The organism is Micromonospora inaquosa (assembly GCF_003857055.1).
Lineage (GTDB): Bacteria > Actinomycetota > Actinomycetes > Mycobacteriales > Micromonosporaceae > Micromonospora > Micromonospora inaquosa.
Map to the genome: position 1 here is coordinate 1 of NZ_QGSZ01000307.1, position 15,728 is coordinate 15,728.

Annotated in this window: 15 protein-coding genes and 1 pseudogene; 7 read left to right on the top strand and 9 right to left on the bottom strand. The window is 71.0% G+C overall.

The features are described from left to right. The first annotated feature begins 39 nt into the window (after nucleotides 1-39). From tsaB to DLJ59_RS28030, 4 genes are read left to right on the top strand one after another with little or no spacing between them, the layout of a single operon-like run. Nucleotides 40-717, top strand: a complete 678-nt coding sequence (gene tsaB, locus DLJ59_RS28015) for a tRNA (adenosine(37)-N6)-threonylcarbamoyltransferase complex dimerization subunit type 1 TsaB (protein ID WP_124776149.1) — start codon at nucleotides 40-42, stop codon at nucleotides 715-717. After that, entirely contained in the window at nucleotides 714-1,196 is a 483-nt protein-coding gene (rimI, locus tag DLJ59_RS28020) for a ribosomal protein S18-alanine N-acetyltransferase (protein ID WP_124776151.1), read from the top strand. The genes tsaB and rimI overlap by 4 nt, the downstream gene beginning before the upstream one ends. After that, nucleotides 1,189-2,235 (top strand): tRNA (adenosine(37)-N6)-threonylcarbamoyltransferase complex transferase subunit TsaD, encoded by a 1,047-nt coding sequence (tsaD, locus tag DLJ59_RS28025; RefSeq protein ID WP_088950181.1) that lies wholly within the window; start codon nucleotides 1,189-1,191, stop codon nucleotides 2,233-2,235. The genes rimI and tsaD overlap by 8 nt, the downstream gene beginning before the upstream one ends. Before the next feature lie 14 nt (nucleotides 2,236-2,249). After that, the gene (locus DLJ59_RS28030) at nucleotides 2,250-2,504 is read left to right on the top strand and encodes a hypothetical protein (protein WP_053660576.1); all 255 of its coding nucleotides are present in this window, start codon (nucleotides 2,250-2,252) and stop codon (nucleotides 2,502-2,504) included. Nucleotides 2,505-2,536: 32 nt separating this feature from the next. Here DLJ59_RS28030 and DLJ59_RS28035 read toward each other — a convergent pair whose 3' ends face one another. The 8 genes from DLJ59_RS28035 to DLJ59_RS28070 form a co-directional block, all read right to left on the bottom strand. Then, nucleotides 2,537-3,280: a DUF4142 domain-containing protein gene (locus DLJ59_RS28035; protein ID WP_124776153.1), complete on the bottom strand. Its 744-nt coding sequence runs from the start codon at nucleotides 3,278-3,280 to the stop codon at nucleotides 2,537-2,539. Nucleotides 3,281-3,405: 125 nt separating this feature from the next. Continuing rightward, a complete protein-coding gene (locus DLJ59_RS28040) occupies nucleotides 3,406-3,702 on the bottom strand; it encodes a DUF1707 SHOCT-like domain-containing protein (RefSeq protein WP_124776155.1) in 297 nt (98 codons plus the stop codon). Nucleotides 3,703-3,721: 19 nt separating this feature from the next. Beyond that, on the bottom strand, nucleotides 3,722-4,903 hold the full coding sequence (locus DLJ59_RS28045) for an ROK family protein (RefSeq protein ID WP_124776157.1): 1,182 nt from the start codon (nucleotides 4,901-4,903) through the stop codon (nucleotides 3,722-3,724). A 22-nt stretch (nucleotides 4,904-4,925) separates the two neighbouring features. Further along, nucleotides 4,926-6,188 carry a sugar ABC transporter permease gene (locus tag DLJ59_RS28050; protein WP_124776159.1) on the bottom strand — a complete coding sequence of 421 codons (1,263 nt, stop codon included), beginning with the start codon at nucleotides 6,186-6,188 and terminating at the stop codon, nucleotides 4,926-4,928. Beyond that, nucleotides 6,185-7,003, bottom strand: a complete 819-nt coding sequence (locus DLJ59_RS28055; RefSeq protein ID WP_124776161.1) for an ATP-binding cassette domain-containing protein — start codon at nucleotides 7,001-7,003, stop codon at nucleotides 6,185-6,187. Before DLJ59_RS28055 ends, DLJ59_RS28050 begins: the two co-directional genes overlap by 4 nt. 114 nt (nucleotides 7,004-7,117) lie before the next feature. Continuing rightward, complete coding sequence (locus DLJ59_RS28060) at nucleotides 7,118-8,212, bottom strand: sugar ABC transporter substrate-binding protein (RefSeq protein ID WP_124776163.1); 1,095 nt, start codon at nucleotides 8,210-8,212, stop codon at nucleotides 7,118-7,120. Between the two features lie 179 nt (nucleotides 8,213-8,391). After that, entirely contained in the window at nucleotides 8,392-8,871 is a 480-nt protein-coding gene (ybaK, locus tag DLJ59_RS28065; protein WP_124776165.1) for a Cys-tRNA(Pro) deacylase, read from the bottom strand. A 10-nt stretch (nucleotides 8,872-8,881) separates the two neighbouring features. Then, entirely contained in the window at nucleotides 8,882-10,078 is a 1,197-nt protein-coding gene (locus DLJ59_RS28070; protein ID WP_124776167.1) for a THUMP-like domain-containing protein, read from the bottom strand. A 259-nt stretch (nucleotides 10,079-10,337) separates the two neighbouring features. Between DLJ59_RS28070 and groES the strand changes: the two genes are divergently transcribed. From groES to DLJ59_RS28085, 3 genes are all read left to right on the top strand, one after another. Beyond that, entirely contained in the window at nucleotides 10,338-10,652 is a 315-nt protein-coding gene (gene groES, locus DLJ59_RS28075) for a co-chaperone GroES (protein WP_030330046.1), read from the top strand. 70 nt (nucleotides 10,653-10,722) lie between these two features. Beyond that, entirely contained in the window at nucleotides 10,723-12,363 is a 1,641-nt protein-coding gene (gene groL / locus DLJ59_RS28080; protein WP_124776169.1) for a chaperonin GroEL, read from the top strand. A 134-nt stretch (nucleotides 12,364-12,497) separates the two neighbouring features. Then, a complete protein-coding gene (locus DLJ59_RS28085) occupies nucleotides 12,498-14,165 on the top strand; it encodes a molybdopterin-dependent oxidoreductase (RefSeq protein ID WP_124776171.1) in 1,668 nt (555 codons plus the stop codon). 879 nt (nucleotides 14,166-15,044) lie between these two features. Here the strand turns inward: DLJ59_RS28085 and DLJ59_RS28090 are convergent. Next, nucleotides 15,045-15,605, bottom strand: a pseudogene (locus DLJ59_RS28090) (hypothetical protein). Nucleotides 15,606-15,728 lie beyond the last annotated feature (123 nt).

Here is a 15,728-nt window from a genome sequence, read left to right on the forward strand (position 1 = left end):
TGACCGGGGCATGGGGCGGGGCGGCTAGGCTGGCTTACCGTGCTCGTACTCGTGGTGGACAGCTCGACCCCCGCGGTCACCGCGGCGCTGGTGGAGGTCTCGGCAGACGGTGTGGCGTCTCGGGCGCACCGGTGCACGGTCGACGCGCGCGCGCACGGTGAGCTGCTCGCGCCCCAGGTGGACGCGGTCCTCGCCGACGCCGACGCACGCCCGCGTGACCTGACCGCCATCGTCGCCGGGCTCGGCCCGGGGCCGTTCACCGGGCTGCGGGTCGGCCTGGTCACCGCCGCGACCATGGGTCAGGTGCTCAACATCCCCACGTACGGCGTCTGTTCGTTGGACGCCATCGGCTACCCGGCGGCGTCCGGCGAGCCGGTCCTGGCCGGCAGTGACGCCCGACGCAAGGAGCTTTACTGGGCCGTCTACGACGGTGCCGGCCAGCGAATCGTCGGGCCCGAGGTGTCCGCACCGGCGGTCGCCGCCGCGCGCGCCCGCGAACTGGGCGCGACGATCGCGGTCGGTGACGGGGCGCACCGGTACGCCGAGGTCCTGGACCTGCCCGTTCGGGCCGAGCCGCGCTACCCGGACGCGACAGTGCTGGCGCTGCTCGCCGCCGAGCGGATCCGGGCGGGCGCGCCCAGTGAGCGGCTCACCCCGCTCTACCTGCGCCGTCCCGACGCGGTGGCGGCGACCGGCCGCAAACCGGTCCTGCCATGACGGCGGTACGGCTCGAACCGTTCCGCTGGTGGCACATCGGCGACGTGCTGCCGATCGAGGCGGACCTCTTCGGCGCCGAGCAGTGGACGCCCGCCATGTTCTGGAGCGAGCTCGCCAACGGGCACCACTACCGGGTCGCCGTCGACCCGGACGGTTCGGTGCTCGGCTACGCCGGGCTCGCCGGCGTACCACCGGACGAGGTCTGGGTGCAGAACATCGCCGTCCGCCGGGACGCCCAGCGGCGCGGCGTGGGCCGCGCCCTGCTGGAGGAACTGCTCGCCGAGGCGGTCCGGCGCGAGGCCCGCAGCACCCTGCTGGAGGTCGCCGTGGACAACGCCGCAGCCCAGCGGCTCTACGCGACGTACGGGTTCGAGCCGATCGGGGTGCGGCGCGGCTACTACCAACCAAGCAACACCGACGCGCTGGTCATGCGGCGCGACGCCGAGCCGACCGGGGACGGACCACGCGACCATGGCTGACGAACCACTGATCCTGGGTATCGAGACCTCCTGCGACGAGACCGGCGTCGGCATCGTGCGGGGGCACACCCTGCTGGCCGACGCGCTCGCCTCCAGCGTCGAGGAACACGCCCGGTTCGGGGGTGTGGTGCCGGAGGTGGCCAGCCGGGCACACCTGGAGGCCATCGTGCCGACCATGGACCGGGCACTGACCGAAGCGGGCGTCACGCTGGCCGACATCGACGCGATCGCGGTCACCTCCGGGCCTGGGCTGGCCGGCGCGCTGCTGGTCGGCGTCGCCGCCGCCAAGGGGTACGCACTCGCCGCCGAGAAGCCCGTGTACGGCGTGAACCATCTTGCCGCCCACGTCGCGGTGGACACTCTTGAGCACGGCCCACTGCCCGAGCCTGCCATCGCGCTGCTGGTGTCCGGCGGTCACTCGTCCCTGTTGCTCGTCGACGACCTGGCCCGGGGCGTCACCCCGCTGGGCGCCACCATCGACGACGCGGCCGGTGAGGCGTTCGACAAAGTCGCCCGGCTGCTCGGGCTGCCGTTCCCCGGCGGCCCGCCGATCGACCGGGAGGCCCGGGCCGGCGACGCCGCCGCGATCGCCTTCCCCCGCGGCCTGACCGCCGCCAAGGATCTCGCCGCCCACCGGTACGACTTCTCGTTCTCCGGCCTGAAGACGGCGGTGGCCCGGTGGGTCGAGGCGCGCCAGCGTGCCGGTGAGCCGGTGCCGGTGGCCGACGTGTCCGCGTCCTTCCAGGAGGCGGTCTGTGACGTCCTGACCAGCAAGGCGCTCGCCGCCTGCCGCGCTCAGGGCATCGACACCCTGGTGATCGGCGGGGGAGTGGCGGCGAACTCGCGGCTGCGGGCGATGGCCGAGCAGCGGGCCGAGAAGTACGGCATCCGGGTCCGGGTGCCCCGGCCGAAGCTCTGCACCGACAACGGTGCGATGGTGGCCGCGCTCGGTTCGCACCTGGTCGCGGCGGGGGTCGCGCCGAGCCGACTGGACCTGCCTGCCGATTCGGCACTGCCGTTGACCACTGTCAGCGTGTGACGGGGGCGGCGGACATGATCGTGCGGATGTGGGAGGCGCGCGCCGAGGCGTACGGCGTCGCCGACCTGATCACCTGGGTGTGCGACACCGCGCTGCCCGAGTTGGAGCACGACCCGCTCCACGTCTCCAGCGAGGTCTTCTCCTCCACCGACCACCGGGTCGTGGTCATCTCCAAGTGGCGCAGCAACCCCCGGCCACTGCCGGACCCGCCAGCCCTGCTGGTGGCCCGCGCCCCGCACTCCTGGGACTTCACCCAGGTCGACCGCTGACGCGAGCCACCATCCAGGCCACCGCTGACTGGTCAGCTGCGGCGCAACATCCGGTAGGTGGCGATTCCGCCCGTGCCCAGCGCGGCGAGGAAGACCAGCCAGACGACGGTGCTGCTGACGCCGACCTGCGGGCCGGCGTTCGCGGCGGCGGCCGCCAGTAGGCCGTCCTCACCGGGGGCCGGCAGCGCCGCCGGCGGCAACTCCGGCCAGCGGACCAACCCGGTGCTTTCGAGCATCTGCATGTGGTGCAGCACGAATTCGTTGGCGTCGTCGCAGAGCTTGCGGACGGTGGCGTCCCGGGTGCTGGCCCGTACCGCCCCGATAACTGGGAAGATCTTGCCGTGGGCGACCCGGAGCCGGGTGACGAAGATCTGGTCGAACCGAGCGCCGGAAGCCTTCTGCATCTCGGCCAGCCAGCCCTTCTGCTCGGCCGTCGGCTCGCTGGGAATGCTCGCGCCCAACTTGTTGGCCGCGTCGACGACCAGCTGATCGAGCTGCTGGTGCTCGTTGGCGATGCCGGCGCCGATCTCGCGTACCTTCGCCGACTGTCCCTTCTCGGCGGCCATCTGACCGGCTGGCATCTCCCACAGCCCGGCCAGCCGCACCCCGTTGAGCAGCGTCATGTCGGCGGCGTTGAGCTGCTGGCCGCCACCGGCGGGCGCGGCGACGGCCACGCCGGGCAGGACACCGACCCCCGCGATGATCGCGATGAGCAGCATCGCCGCTCGGTGGGTCCGGGTGCCCAGTCGGCGATGGGCGGATCTGAGCGGTGCCATGTCTGTGGTGCCTCCTCGGTCCGGACCGGAACGCGTCTGGACCGGGCAGCCGTACCGTGCCGGTTGCCCGTCCGCCCACTGGTACGGACTGATCGTGCGATCAGTTCACCGCAGGGCGACCCGGATCAGCGGGTGACGGCGAGCAAACCGCCGAGCAGCAGCAGGGTGAGTGCCGCGGCCGCGAAGACCATCAGCAACTCCTGACGCCCGCGCCCGACCGGGCCGGCGTCGACGATCGGGTCCGGCAGGGCCGGTAGGTCGCGGGTCAGCGCGGCCAGGTCACCGAGGGTGCGAGCCGTCCACACCGCACCGGCCCGCTCGGAGAACTCATCGAGGGTCAGCCGGCCCGCCGCAGTGTGCTGGTGCAGCGCGGCGACCACCCGGTTGCGGTCGTCGTCGGAGGCGCGCAGCTCGACATCCACGCCGGACAGCGTACGCGGATCAGCCCACGTCGAGGGGGTCGGCGAGGAGCCGTTCGAACGCCAGCTCGGCGGCACCGATCAGGGGCGCGTCCGTCCCCAGTTGCGGTGTGCGCAGCCGGACGTGCTCCAGGCAGGCGCCGAGCGCGTTGGAGTTGAGCCGGCTGCGGACCTGGGCCGCAGCCGCGAGGTAGAGGTCACGCATGGTGCCACCGAAGATGACCATCTCGGGGTTGAAGACGTTCACCAGGTTGGCCACCCCGAAGCCGAGCCAGTCGCCGGCCTGGCGGACCGCCGTCTGGGCCCGGGCGTCCCCGCGGTCGGCCGCGTCGAAGACCCCGAGTAGCGCGTCGCGGCCCCGGGCGTCGGAGCGTCCGGCGGCGCGCAGGAGGCCGTGCTCACCGATCTCGGTCTCCCAGCAGCCCCGGGCGCCACACTCGCAGGGCCAGCCGTCGCGGACCACTTTCATGTGGCCGACCTCGCCGCCGTACCCACCGTGCCCGGTCAGTCGACGCCCACCGGCGATGATGCCGGCACCCACGCCGACGTCGCCGTACAGGTAGAGGACGTTGTCGCAACCCGCCGCCACACCTCGTGCGTGCTCGGCGAACGCGGCGACGTCGGCCACGTTGCCCACTGTGATCGGCACGTCGATGCCCAACTCGTCGGCGAGGGTCGCGCCGATCGGTTCGTCCACCCAACCGCTGGCGGGGCCGAGCCGGACCAGGCCGTCGTCGCGGCGGACCATGCCGCAGACCGCGACGCCGGCACCGACGCAGATAGCGTCCGCCGGCACCATCTGCTGCATCTCCTTGACCGCGCCGGCCAGCAGCGGCGCGGCCTCCGCGGCCAGCAGGCCGCGCGGCCGGTCCAGATCCCGGCGGTCCAGGACCGCGCCGCCCAGCCCTACCCGGGCGGCGCGCAGCCGGTCCACCTCCACCGAGTACGCGTACGCGTAGACCCGGGCCGACTCGGGCCGGACGACCAGCGACGGTCGTCCGGCCCGGCCGGTTTCCTTCGGTGCTCCTTCGCTGACCAGCCCCACTGCGGACAGGTCGGCGGTGAGCGCGCCGATGGTGCTGCGGTTGAGGCCCAGCGTGGTGGTCAGTTCGGCCCGCGTGGTCGCCCCGTGGACGTGCACGTGCCGCAGCAGGGCCCCGAGGTTCTGCCGTCGGACGTCATCCTGGCTCGGTCCTGGGCGCATGCTGGTGCTACCTCCCGCGCGGTCAGCGGGTGCCGGTGGCTGCCGCGCGGCGGCGGGAGAGCGCGTCGACGCTGGCGGCGAGCAGCAGCACGACGCCGGTGACCACGTACTTGACTCCAGCGGTGTATCCCATCAGGCCCATTCCGTTTTCGATGACCGCGACCACCGCGCCGCCGAGGACGGCGTCGAGGACTCGGCCCTTGCCACCGAAGAGGCTGGTGCCGCCGATCACCGCTGCGCCGACCGCGTAGAGCAGTACGTTACTGCCCCCGGTGTTCGGGTCGACCGAGTTGGCCCGGCTGGCCGCCACGATGCCACCGATGGCCGCCATGGACGAGCAGATCACGAAGACGGAGATCCGGATCCGGTCGACTCCGATGCCGGCCCGGCGGGCCGCTTCCCGGTTGCCGCCCACGGCGTAGATGTGCCGGCCGTAGCTGGTGCGTTGGAGGACGAAGGTCCAGATGACCAGCAGCACCGCGATGATCGGCACCACGATCGGCACACCCTTGAGCGAGACGATGAGGACGTTGCGGCTGCGCTCCAGGTTGAGCACGTACACCGCGGTTCCGAGGATGACGGCGAGCCCGCCGATCCGCAGCGCCACCACCGCGATCGGGTCGGTGATCAGACCGCGGGCCGCCCGGGTGCGGTGGCGCAGCAGTTGCACCGCCGCGTAGCCGACGACGGCGACAGCGGTAAGCGTCCAGCCCAGGACGGGGGCGAGGTTGCGGTTGGCGATGGCGACCAGCACCTCGTCGCGGACGGAGATGTTGGTGCCCTCCTGCACGAGCAGCAGCACGACGCCCTGGAAGGCGAGGAAGCCGGCGAGGGTGACCACGAAGGACGGAATGCCGATCTTCGCGACGAGCATGCCGAGCGTGGTGCCGATGACCACGCCGGTGGCGACCGCGGCGAGCACCGCGACCCACCAGGGGTAGCCGAGCACGGTGACCACATTGGCCAGCACGGCCGCGCAGACGCCGCTGGCGAAGCCGGCGGAGAGGTCGATCTCGCCGAGCAGCAGCACGAAGACCAGGCCCATCGCGATCAGCGTGACCGCCGCGCCCTGGGTGAAGAGGTTGGCGAAGTTGCCGGCCGACAGGAACGACGACGGCCGCAGGATCGCGAAGACGGTGCAGAGCACGATCAGGCCGAGCACAGCCGGCAGCGCGCCGACGTCGCCACCGCGTACCCGACTGAGGTAGTTGCGGACGTGGCCTCCGACGGTCGGCGCCGGTGTGACGGCCGCGGGGCCGTCCTTCCGCACGGCGGTGGTGGTCATCGGACGCCTCCTGAGATCGAGTCGGCCGGCTGCGGGCCGTCGCCGTTGCTGCCCGGGTCGGTGGCGAGGCCGAGCCCGCCCGAGCGCCCGGCGGTGATCAGCTCGACCACCTGGGCGTGGGTGATGTCGGTGGTCTTCACCTGGGCGACCATCTGGCCGAGGTACAGCGCGGCGATCCGGTCGGAGACGGCGAAGACGTCGTTCATGTTGTGCGAGATGAGCACCACGGCCAGGCCGTTGTCGGCGAGGCGGCGGACCAGTTCGAGCACCTGCGCGGTCTGTGCCACGCCGAGCGCCGCGGTCGGCTCGTCCAGGATGACGAGCTTGCTGTTCCACAGCACCGCCTTGGCGATGGCCACGGTCTGGCGCTGGCCGCCGGAGAGGCTGGACACGTGCTGGCGGAGTGAGGTGACGGTGCGGATGGAGAGCCCGGCCAGCGTTTCGGCGGCGAGCTGTTCCATGGTCGGCTCGTCCAGGACGATGCCGCTGCGCTTCTCCCGGCCGAGGAACATGTTCTGCACGATGTCCAGGTTGTCGCAGAGCGCGAGGTCCTGGTAGACGACCTCGATGCCGAGCGTGGCGGCGTCGCGGGGGCTGCCGATGTGCACCGGTTCACCGTTGAACAGGAACTCTCCGGCGTCGGAGGGGTGGATGCCGCTGATGCACTTCACCAGGGTCGACTTGCCGGCGCCGTTGTCGCCGACCAGTGCGGTCACTTCGCCTGGGTGGACGGTCAGGGCGACGTCGCGGAGCACCTGGACGGGACCGAAGCTCTTGTCGATCCCGCGGAGTTCCAGCAGGGGGGTCGCGGACACGGGGGTCTCCTTCTTAAGGGAGGGTCGGGGCCCGTCCGGCGGGCGCCGCCCGGCACGGGAGGGTGCTCCCGTGCCGGGCGGCGGTGGTCGTTCCGGCGGGTACTGCGGCGTCGGTCAGCTGATGCCGGCTTCGGCGCAGAACTTGGCGTAGGCCCCGGTGCAGACCTGCTCCTTGGTCGCGTAGCCGTCGGCGATGACGTCCTTGACGTTGTCCTTGTAGATGGCCTTCGGGGTGAGCAGCACCGAGGGGACGTCACGGCCGCCCTCGGGGTCCTTCACCGTCTGGCCGGTGTCCTTCTTCTCGCCCTTGGCGAGCGCGATGGCCAGGTCCGCGGCGGCCTTGGCCTCTTCCCGGACCGCCTTGTAGACGGTCATGCACTGGTCACCGGCGAGGATGTTCTGCAGGCCCTCCACGCTGGCGTCCTGGCCGGTCACCGGCACCTTGCCGTTGATCTTGTTCTTCTTCAGGATCGAGATGGCGGCGTTGCCGAGAGTGTCGTTGGCAGCCAGCACGCCGTCGATCTTGCCCTTGGTCGCGGTGAGCTGCTGCTCGAAGATGGTCGCGGCGGTGGGGCCGTCCCAGCCCGGCACGGCGTCGTCCGGGCCCTTGGTGTATTCCTTGGAGTCGAACTTCGGCTTGAGCACCGAGTCGTAGCCGGCCTTGAACAGGGTGGCGTTGTTGTCGGTGGGGGAGCCGTTCAGGTACGCCACGACGGGGTTCTTGACGCCCTTGTCGGTCAGGCACTTCGACAGGCCTTCGCCCTGGAGCTTGCCGACGGTCTCGTTGTCGAAGCTGACGTAGTACTGGGCGGAACCGCCGAGGGTGAGCCGGTCGTAGTCGATGGTGGCGACGCCCTGCGACTGGGCCTTGTCGAGCACGGCCTTGCCGGTGCCGGAGTCCAGGTTGACGATCATCAGAACCGTGACGCCGCCGGTGATCATCTGGTCGGCGATGGTCTGGAAGGCGGTCTTGTCGTTCTGGGCGTTCTGGATGTCGGACTGGACGCCGGCAGCCTTGAACGCCTCCTCCAGGAAGCGGCGGTCCGCCGTCTCCCAGCGGGGGGAGGACTTGCTGTCCGGAAGGATCACGCCGATCTTGGGAGTCTTTTTGGAGTCGGCCGAGCCGGTGCCGGAGTCGTCGCTACAGGCGGTCAAACCGCCGGTCGCGAGCAGGCCCACGGCGGCGATGGTGAGGATCCCCTTACGCATGTGCAGGGTCCTTTCGGAGGTGGGGGAGGTGTTGTTTTGTTGTGTCCGGCAACGTATTTCGCGTCACACCAGCTTCACAAGACCGCGCAGGTGCATAGTTTGTTGGGAGCGATAACAATTCAGCAACGCGACTGTTACTCCCCGGCTATCCCACCGGGGAGTCGACGTAACGAAGGTCGTCAGTGGGTCTGCAACACCGCGGTGCGAGCGTCGGTCAGCGCCACCAGATCCGCTGCGGCCAGTTCGAGTTGCAGACCGCGCCGACCAGCCGAGACGTAGATCGTCGGCACATGCAGCGCGGACTCGTCCAACACCGTGGGCAATCGCCGACGCTGCCCGAGCGGGCTGATCCCACCGCGTACGTAGCCGGTTGCCCGCTCGGCGACCGCCCGCTCGGCCAGCGCCGCCCGCTTACCGCCGACCGCCGCCGCGAGCGCCTTCAGATCCAGCTCGCCGGTCACCGGAACGACCGCCACGGTGAGCGCGCCGTCGACCTCGGTCACCAGCGACTTGAACACGCGCTCCGGCGCCACACCGAGCGCCACCGCCACCAACGCGCCGTAGTTCGGGGCGTCCGGCGACACCCGGTACGGATGGGTGCGATGCGCGATCCCGCGCTTGACCAACAGTGCCGTTGCCGGTGTGCCCTGTCCCGCCACAGCGACGACGTTAGTGGACCGGCCGCCCGATCAGCACCGTCGGTGCCCCGTCGACACGGGTGAGCGCCAGGCTCGCCGCCTCGTCCCCGGCCAGCCGCAGGTCCCGCCGGAGCTGCTCAGGAGTGAGCGCCGAACCCCGCTTGAGGATCTCCACGCGGCCCACCCGACGGTCGCGCAGCAACGCCCGCAGGCGCTTGAGCGAGAACGGCAGCACGTCGGTGATCTCCAGACAGCGCGCGTACGGGGTGTGGATCGGCGCGTCGGCGTAGAGGTAGGCGATGCTCGGATCGCCCAGGGTGGCATCCAGTTCGGTGGCCAGTTCGGCGACGAGGTGCGCGCGGACCACCGCCGGGTCCGGGTCGTACAGGTAGCCGCGCACCGGCCCGACCGGCGCCTCGGTGGCACCCGAACCGGTGAGCTGGTGACTGTGGGTCTCGGCGCCCCGCTGACGGTAGACGGTGGCGCGGCGGGGCACCTCCGCCAGCTCGCCGCACCAGAGCGCCGCCTCGACCAGGTCACCATCCACGCCGACCCACTCGGCCTCCGCCCCGGCCGGGATGAGCGCGTGGTCCAGGCCCGGCGCCACCTTCACCACGGTGCGCGGCACCCGCTCGGCCAGCCCGGTGACAAAGTCCCACGGTGGCGAGTAGGCGCGCGGGTCGAAGATCCGTCGCCCGGTGCCGGACGCTCGGCGGGCCGGATCGCAGAAGACCCCGTCGACCCCTGACACGTCGAACCCCGTCGCGTCGCCGCACTCGACGGTGAACAGCTCGGCCAGGCCGGCCGCCTCGGCGTTGGCGGCGGCCATCGCGGCGGTCACCGGGTCGGCCTCCACCCCGTACACCCGGATGCCGGCACGGGCGGCGGCCAGCGCGTCGGCCCCCAGCCCGCACCCGAGGTCGGCCAGGGTGCGCACGCCGGCCGCGGACAACCGGGCGGCCCGACGGTCGGCGACCACCCGGCGGGTGGCCTGCTCCAGACCGGGGCGGGTGAGGAACATCCCAGCGGCGGCCGAGCCGAACTTGCCGACCGCCCGGTGACGCAGCTCGGCCTGGGTCAGTGCCGCCGCGGCCAGCGTCGGCGGCACCCCGGCCGCGCGCAGCGCCGAGGCCGCGGCCAGCGGGTCACCGCCGGCCAGCCCGGCCGCCGCGGTGAGCGCGGCCGACCCCTCAGGGGTACGCAGCGCCGCCAGCTGATCGAGATCCACCCGGCCATTGTCCCGGCCGAGCCGAAAATCCTGGCTGGCGGGGCGCGACGCGCTGGCACTCTCCTTGACGGAGTGCTAGCCACGGAATAACCTGCGATTAGCACTCTCACCCTGAGGGTGCCAGCTTCCGGGTCTCGCGACCCGGGTGCGCACGCCAGGCGGACCGGCACCCGCGACGACGGCACCGCCCGGTGGCATGAGGCAGATTGACGCTGGTCAGCCCCGCTGGCCAGCAACGAAACCAGTACCCCAGGAGGGTATGCCCGTGACTACCGCGACCAAGGTTGCGATCAAGCCGCTCGAGGACCGCATCGTGGTCCAGGCGAACGAGGCTGAGACCACCACGGCGTCGGGCATCGTGATCCCCGACACCGCCAAGGAGAAGCCGCAGGAGGGCACCGTCCTCGCTGTGGGCCCGGGGCGCGTCGACGACAACGGCAACCGGGTTCCGGTTGACGTGCAGGTCGGCGACACCGTCCTTTACTCGAAGTACGGCGGCACCGAGGTCAAGTACGCCGGCGAGGAGTACCTGGTGCTCTCCGCCCGCGACGTCCTCGCGGTCATCGAGAAGTAAGCAACCGATCAGTTCCATTGCCCCGGTCCGGCTCGCCGGGCCGGGGCAATGGCGCTTCGAAGGGACATTAATGGCGAAGATCCTGAGCTTCTCGGACGACGCCCGGCACCTGCTGGAGCACGGTGTCAACGCCCTCGCGGACACGGTCAAGGTCACCCTCGGCCCGCGCGGGCGCAACGTCGTCCTGGACAAGAAATTCGGTGCGCCGACGATCACCAACGATGGTGTGACCATCGCCAAGGAGATCGAGCTCACCAACCCGTACGAGAACCTTGGCGCGCAACTGGTCAAGGAGGTGGCGACCAAGACCAACGACGTCGCCGGCGACGGGACCACCACCGCGACCGTGCTGGCCCAGGCCATGGTCCGCGAGGGTCTGCGCAACGTGACCGCCGGGACCAACCCGGCCGGCCTCAAGCGGGGCATCGACGCGGCGGCCACCAAGGTCTCCGAGGCGCTGCTCGGCCGTGCCGCCGAGGTCACCAGCAAGGAGTCGATCGCGAACGTGGCGACGATCTCCGCGCAGGACTCCACGATCGGCGACCTGATCGCCGAAGCGATGGAGCGCGTCGGTCGCGACGGTGTCATCACCGTCGAGGAAGGCTCGATGCTCACCACCGAACTGGACGTGACCGAAGGTCTCCAGTTCGACAAGGGCTTCATCTCGCCGAACTTCGTCACCGACCTGGAGGGTCAGGAGTCCGTCCTTGAGGACGCGTACATCCTGGTCACCACCCAGAAGATCTCGGCGATCGAGGAGCTGCTGCCGCTGCTGGAGAAGGTCCTGCAGAACAGCAAGCCCCTGCTGATCATCGCCGAGGACGTGGACGGCCAGGCGCTCTCCACCCTGGTGGTCAACTCGCTGCGCAAGACCCTCAAGGTCTGCGCGGTCAAGGCCCCAGGCTTCGGTGACCGGCGCAAGGCGATGCTCCAGGACATCGCGATCTCCACGGGCGCCGAGCTGGTCGCCCCGGAACTGGGCTACAAGCTCGACCAGGTCGGCCTCGAGGTGCTCGGCACCGCGCGGCGCGTCGTGGTCGACAAGGAGAACACCACGATCGTCGACGGCGGTGGCCAGAAGGCCGACGTCGCCGACCGGGTGTCCCAGATCCGCAAGGAGATCGAGGCCTCCGACTCCGACTGGGACCGGGAGAAGCTGGCCGAGCGGCTGGCGAAGCTCTCCGGTGGCATCGCCGTCATCAAGGCCGGCGCGGCGACCGAGGTCGAGATGAAGGAGCGCAAGCACCGCATCGAGGACGCCATCGCGGCGACCAAGGCTGCGGTCGAGGAGGGCACTGTGCCCGGCGGCGGCGCCGCCCTGGTGCAGATCCTCTCGGTGCTCGACGACGACCTGGGCTTCACCGGTGACGAGAAGGTCGGCGTCTCGGTCGTGCGCAAGGCGCTCGTCGAGCCGCTGCGCTGGATCGCCCAGAACGCCGGTCACGACGGCTACGTCGTGACCCAGAAGGTCGCCGACCTCACCTGGGGCAACGGCCTCGACGCCGCCAAGGGCGAGTACGTCGACCTGGTCAAGGCCGGCATCATCGACCCGGTGAAGGTGACCCGTAACGCGGTCACCAACGCCGCCTCGATCGCCGGTCTGCTGCTCACCACGGAAAGCCTCGTGGTCGAGAAGCCGGAGCAGGCCGAACCGGCCGCCGCCGGCGGGCACGGCCACGGTCACGGCCACCAGCACGGCCCGGGCTTCTGATCCGGTAGCGACACCCGTTCCGGGGCACACCGCCGTACGGCGGTGTGCCCCGGAACGTTCTTGTCGGCCGGTAGGTCATTACCGAACGCTGACGTTGTTGGCGACCGGGCGAGATGATCGCGCACACTGGGCCGATGAGCACCACGTCACGGCGGTACGCCGCGCTGGCCGGCATCACCGCCGCCGCCGTCGCGATCGGGATCGCCGAACCGGTCGCGGTGTTGACCGGCCCCCGGTCAGCACCCCTGGTCGCGGTCGGCGGGGCCATCGTCGACGCCGTCCCCGAGTCACTCAAGCAACTCGCCATCGACCTCTTCGGCACCGCCGACAAGATTGCGCTCCTGGTCGGCACGGCCGTCCTGCTGGGCGGCTTCGCCGCGCTGTTCGGCGTACTGGCGGTTCGCCGGCTGGCACTCGGCCTGGCTGGCATTGGCGCGTTCGGGGCCATCGGCGTGGCCGCCGCGTTGACCCGTTCCGGGGCGGACCTCGCCGACGCACTGCCGTCCCTGGTCGGCGCCGGTCTCGGCGCCCTGGTGCTCTGGCTGTTCATCGCCGGACCGTTTGAAATGAACCCCTGGTCCTGGTCACCACCCACGCCCGCCGCTGGTCCGCCTTCGTCCGGGGCTTCCGTGCCGCCTGCGGCTGGCGGTTCGGTGCCGCCCGCCGCTCCGGCGTCGGGGTCCTCGTCCGGGCCGACGGCGGCCGTCGAGCCGGTCGCACCTGCCGACGTGGACCCGGAGTCACGGCGGCGCTTCCTCACCGGGAGCGGGGTTCTGCTCGGCACAGCCGTGGTGGCCGGCCTCGGCGGGCGCTGGCTGGCGGGCCGGCGCGGCGTGTCCGCAGCCCGAGACGCGATCCGCCTGCCCGCGCCGGTCGCCCCCGCGCCGGCCGTGCCGGGCGGCGCGAACCTCTCACTGGCCCAACTCGCGCCGTACGTCACCCCGAACTTCGGGTTCTACCGGATCGACACCGCGCTGGTGGTGCCCCAGGTCGACCCGGACACCTGGCGGCTGCGGATCCACGGGCGAGTCGGTAAGGAGCGCACCTACAGCTACGCGGATCTGCTGGCCCGACCGCTGGTCGAGCGGTACGTCACCCTGGCCTGCGTCTCCAACGAAGTGGGTGGGGACCTGATCGGCAATGCCCGCTGGCTCGGCGTACCCCTGCGGGAACTGCTCGACGAGGTCGAACCCGACGACGACGCCGACCAGGTCGTAGGTCGGTCGGTCGACGGCTGGACCTGCGGCACCCCCACCGCCGCACTACGCGACGGACGGGACGCGCTGCTGGCCGTCGGGATGAACGGCGAGCCGCTGCCGGTCGAGCACGGCTTCCCGGTCCGGATGGTGGTGCCCGGCCTCTACGGCTACGTGTCCGCCTGCAAATGGGTCACGGAACTGGAACTGACCCGGTTCGCTGACTTCGACGCGTACTGGGTGCCGCGCGGCTGGTCCCGCCAAGGGCCGATCAAGACCCAGTCACGCATCGACACCCCCCGGAGACGCAACCGGCTGACCGCCGGGCCGGTGACAGTCGCCGGGGTCGCCTGGGCGCAGCACCGAGGCATCAGCCGAGTCGAGGTACGCGTCGACGACGGCCAGTGGCAGGAAGCCACGCTGGCCCCCACCGTGTCCGTGGACACCTGGGTGCAGTGGTCCTGGCGCTGGGACGCCACACCGGGTGAACACCGGCTTCAGGTCCGCGCGACGGACGCGACTGGTGAAACCCAAACCGAACGTACGCAGGACGTCGTCCCGGATGGCGCCACCGGCTGGCATAGCGTCACCGTCACCGTCCGCTGACCCCGGCACAGCGTCACCTTCCGGGGTGGTCGGCGGCTGTGCTCGCAACCTGCTGTGCTGGTCGGCGGTCTGTGTCCTCGACCCGGTTGTGTGGGGTCGGTGGTCTGTGTCGGCGACCCGGTTGTGTGGGTCAGCGGCTGGTGCTCGCGACCTGCTGTGTGGGTCGGCGGTTTGTGCCGGCGACCTCGCCTGCGGGTCCGTGGGCGAGCTGCCGTGCGGGTCGGCTGGCTGCGTCCCTGGCCTGGCCTGAAGGCTTCCGCGACTGTCCTTCGGGACAGCATCCAGTTGATTGACCGGCAATCTCCAGACACGGCATGTAGATCTTGGACACTTTCCGTTAGCACAGGACGGAAAGTGTCCAAGATCTACAGAAGAATGCCGCTAGCTGACGCCATCCGCCTCCGCCCGGTGAGCCCCGCAGCGCGACATCCTCACAATCGCGGCCGGCGGCGGGCGGCCGGCGGCCGGCGTTCAGCTGTCGGCATCCGCGTCCGACGGGTCCGGCATCGGGCGGTCGGCGGTTGGCATCCGCGTCCGGCATCGGGCGGTCAGCATCCGCGTCCGACGTCCTGCATCCGCGTCCGACGTCCTGCATCCGCGTCCTGCGTCCGGCGGTCGAGCGGTCCGCAGTCGGTGGTCGGTGGTCGGCGGTCCAGGGTCGGCGGTTGGTGGCCGGCGTATGGCGGTCAGTGGCTGGTGTTTCGGCCGTCGGCGCGGTGCCGGTCGGGTGGCGGCTCGTGGTCCGAGGTCTTGCGGTAGGTGTCTGTTGGTCGGCCTCGTGGGGTCGGGCGGTCGGTGTTCTTCGGTGGTGCCGTGCGGTGGTGCTGACGTGCGGTGGTGCTGACGTGCGGTGGTGCTGGTGTGCGGTGGCGCTGGTGGTCAGCTGTTCCAGTGCTGGGCGACGAGGTCGGTGGCCTGCTGCTCCCACTGCGCGTAGGCGTCCGGGTACGCCGAGACCTGTACGGTCTGGGCGGCCTGGGTCAGCGGCATGTCCTGCCACCCGTCGACCTGCTTCAAACCCTTGAGGAACGCGGTGGTGGAGTACTCGGGGTCGGTGATCTGCTCCGGCGTACCCCAACCACTGGACGGGCGCTGCTGGAACAGGCCCAGCGAGTCGTGGTCGTTGGCGTCGCCGAGGTGGCCGAGGTTCTCCAGCTTCGACTCCTGCAGGCTCGTCGCGATCGAGATGACCGCGGCCCGCTCGGGGAGGCCGGCCTTCTTGGTGGCGGCGATGATGGCCTTGACGTTGGCGGTCTGCTCACCGTTGAGGGTGATGTGCGACTGGTCGCCCTGCGGCTTCGACGCCGACTACTGCACGGCGACCGCGACCGGCTTGGCATCCACGGGGTTGGCGTGGGCGGCGATCGGGCCGGCGAAGACACCACCGGCGAACGCGAGACCAGCAACGGACAGCATGCTCTTACGGAAGATCGTGTTCATGGGGGGTAGCTCCTTCGGGGGTAGGACACCCGCTATGCCGATCGGGGCAACGGCAATCACACGGGTGTGAGCACCTCGTCCGGCGCTGCACTGACAAAGGGGGGAAAGTCTGGGGGGTGACGC

What these genes read in the sequence shown, in the direction of transcription:
- rimI (WP_124776151.1), top strand. Translation starts at nt 714, where the DNA reads ATGACGGCGGTACGGCTCGAACCGTTCCGCTGGTGGCACATCGGCGAC.
- tsaD (WP_088950181.1), top strand. Translation starts at nt 1,189, where the DNA reads ATGGCTGACGAACCACTGATCCTGGGTATCGAGACCTCCTGCGACGAG.
- DLJ59_RS28030 (WP_053660576.1), top strand. Translation starts at nt 2,250, where the DNA reads ATGATCGTGCGGATGTGGGAGGCGCGCGCCGAGGCGTACGGCGTCGCC.
- DLJ59_RS28035 (WP_124776153.1), bottom strand. Translation starts at nt 3,280, where the DNA reads ATGGCACCGCTCAGATCCGCCCATCGCCGACTGGGCACCCGGACCCAC.
- DLJ59_RS28045 (WP_124776157.1), bottom strand. Translation starts at nt 4,903, where the DNA reads ATGCGCCCAGGACCGAGCCAGGATGACGTCCGACGGCAGAACCTCGGG.
- DLJ59_RS28050 (WP_124776159.1), bottom strand. Translation starts at nt 6,188, where the DNA reads ATGACCACCACCGCCGTGCGGAAGGACGGCCCCGCGGCCGTCACACCG.
- DLJ59_RS28060 (WP_124776163.1), bottom strand. Translation starts at nt 8,212, where the DNA reads ATGCGTAAGGGGATCCTCACCATCGCCGCCGTGGGCCTGCTCGCGACC.
- groES (WP_030330046.1), top strand. Translation starts at nt 10,338, where the DNA reads ATGCCCGTGACTACCGCGACCAAGGTTGCGATCAAGCCGCTCGAGGAC.
- groL (WP_124776169.1), top strand. Translation starts at nt 10,723, where the DNA reads ATGGCGAAGATCCTGAGCTTCTCGGACGACGCCCGGCACCTGCTGGAG.
- DLJ59_RS28085 (WP_124776171.1), top strand. Translation starts at nt 12,498, where the DNA reads ATGAGCACCACGTCACGGCGGTACGCCGCGCTGGCCGGCATCACCGCC.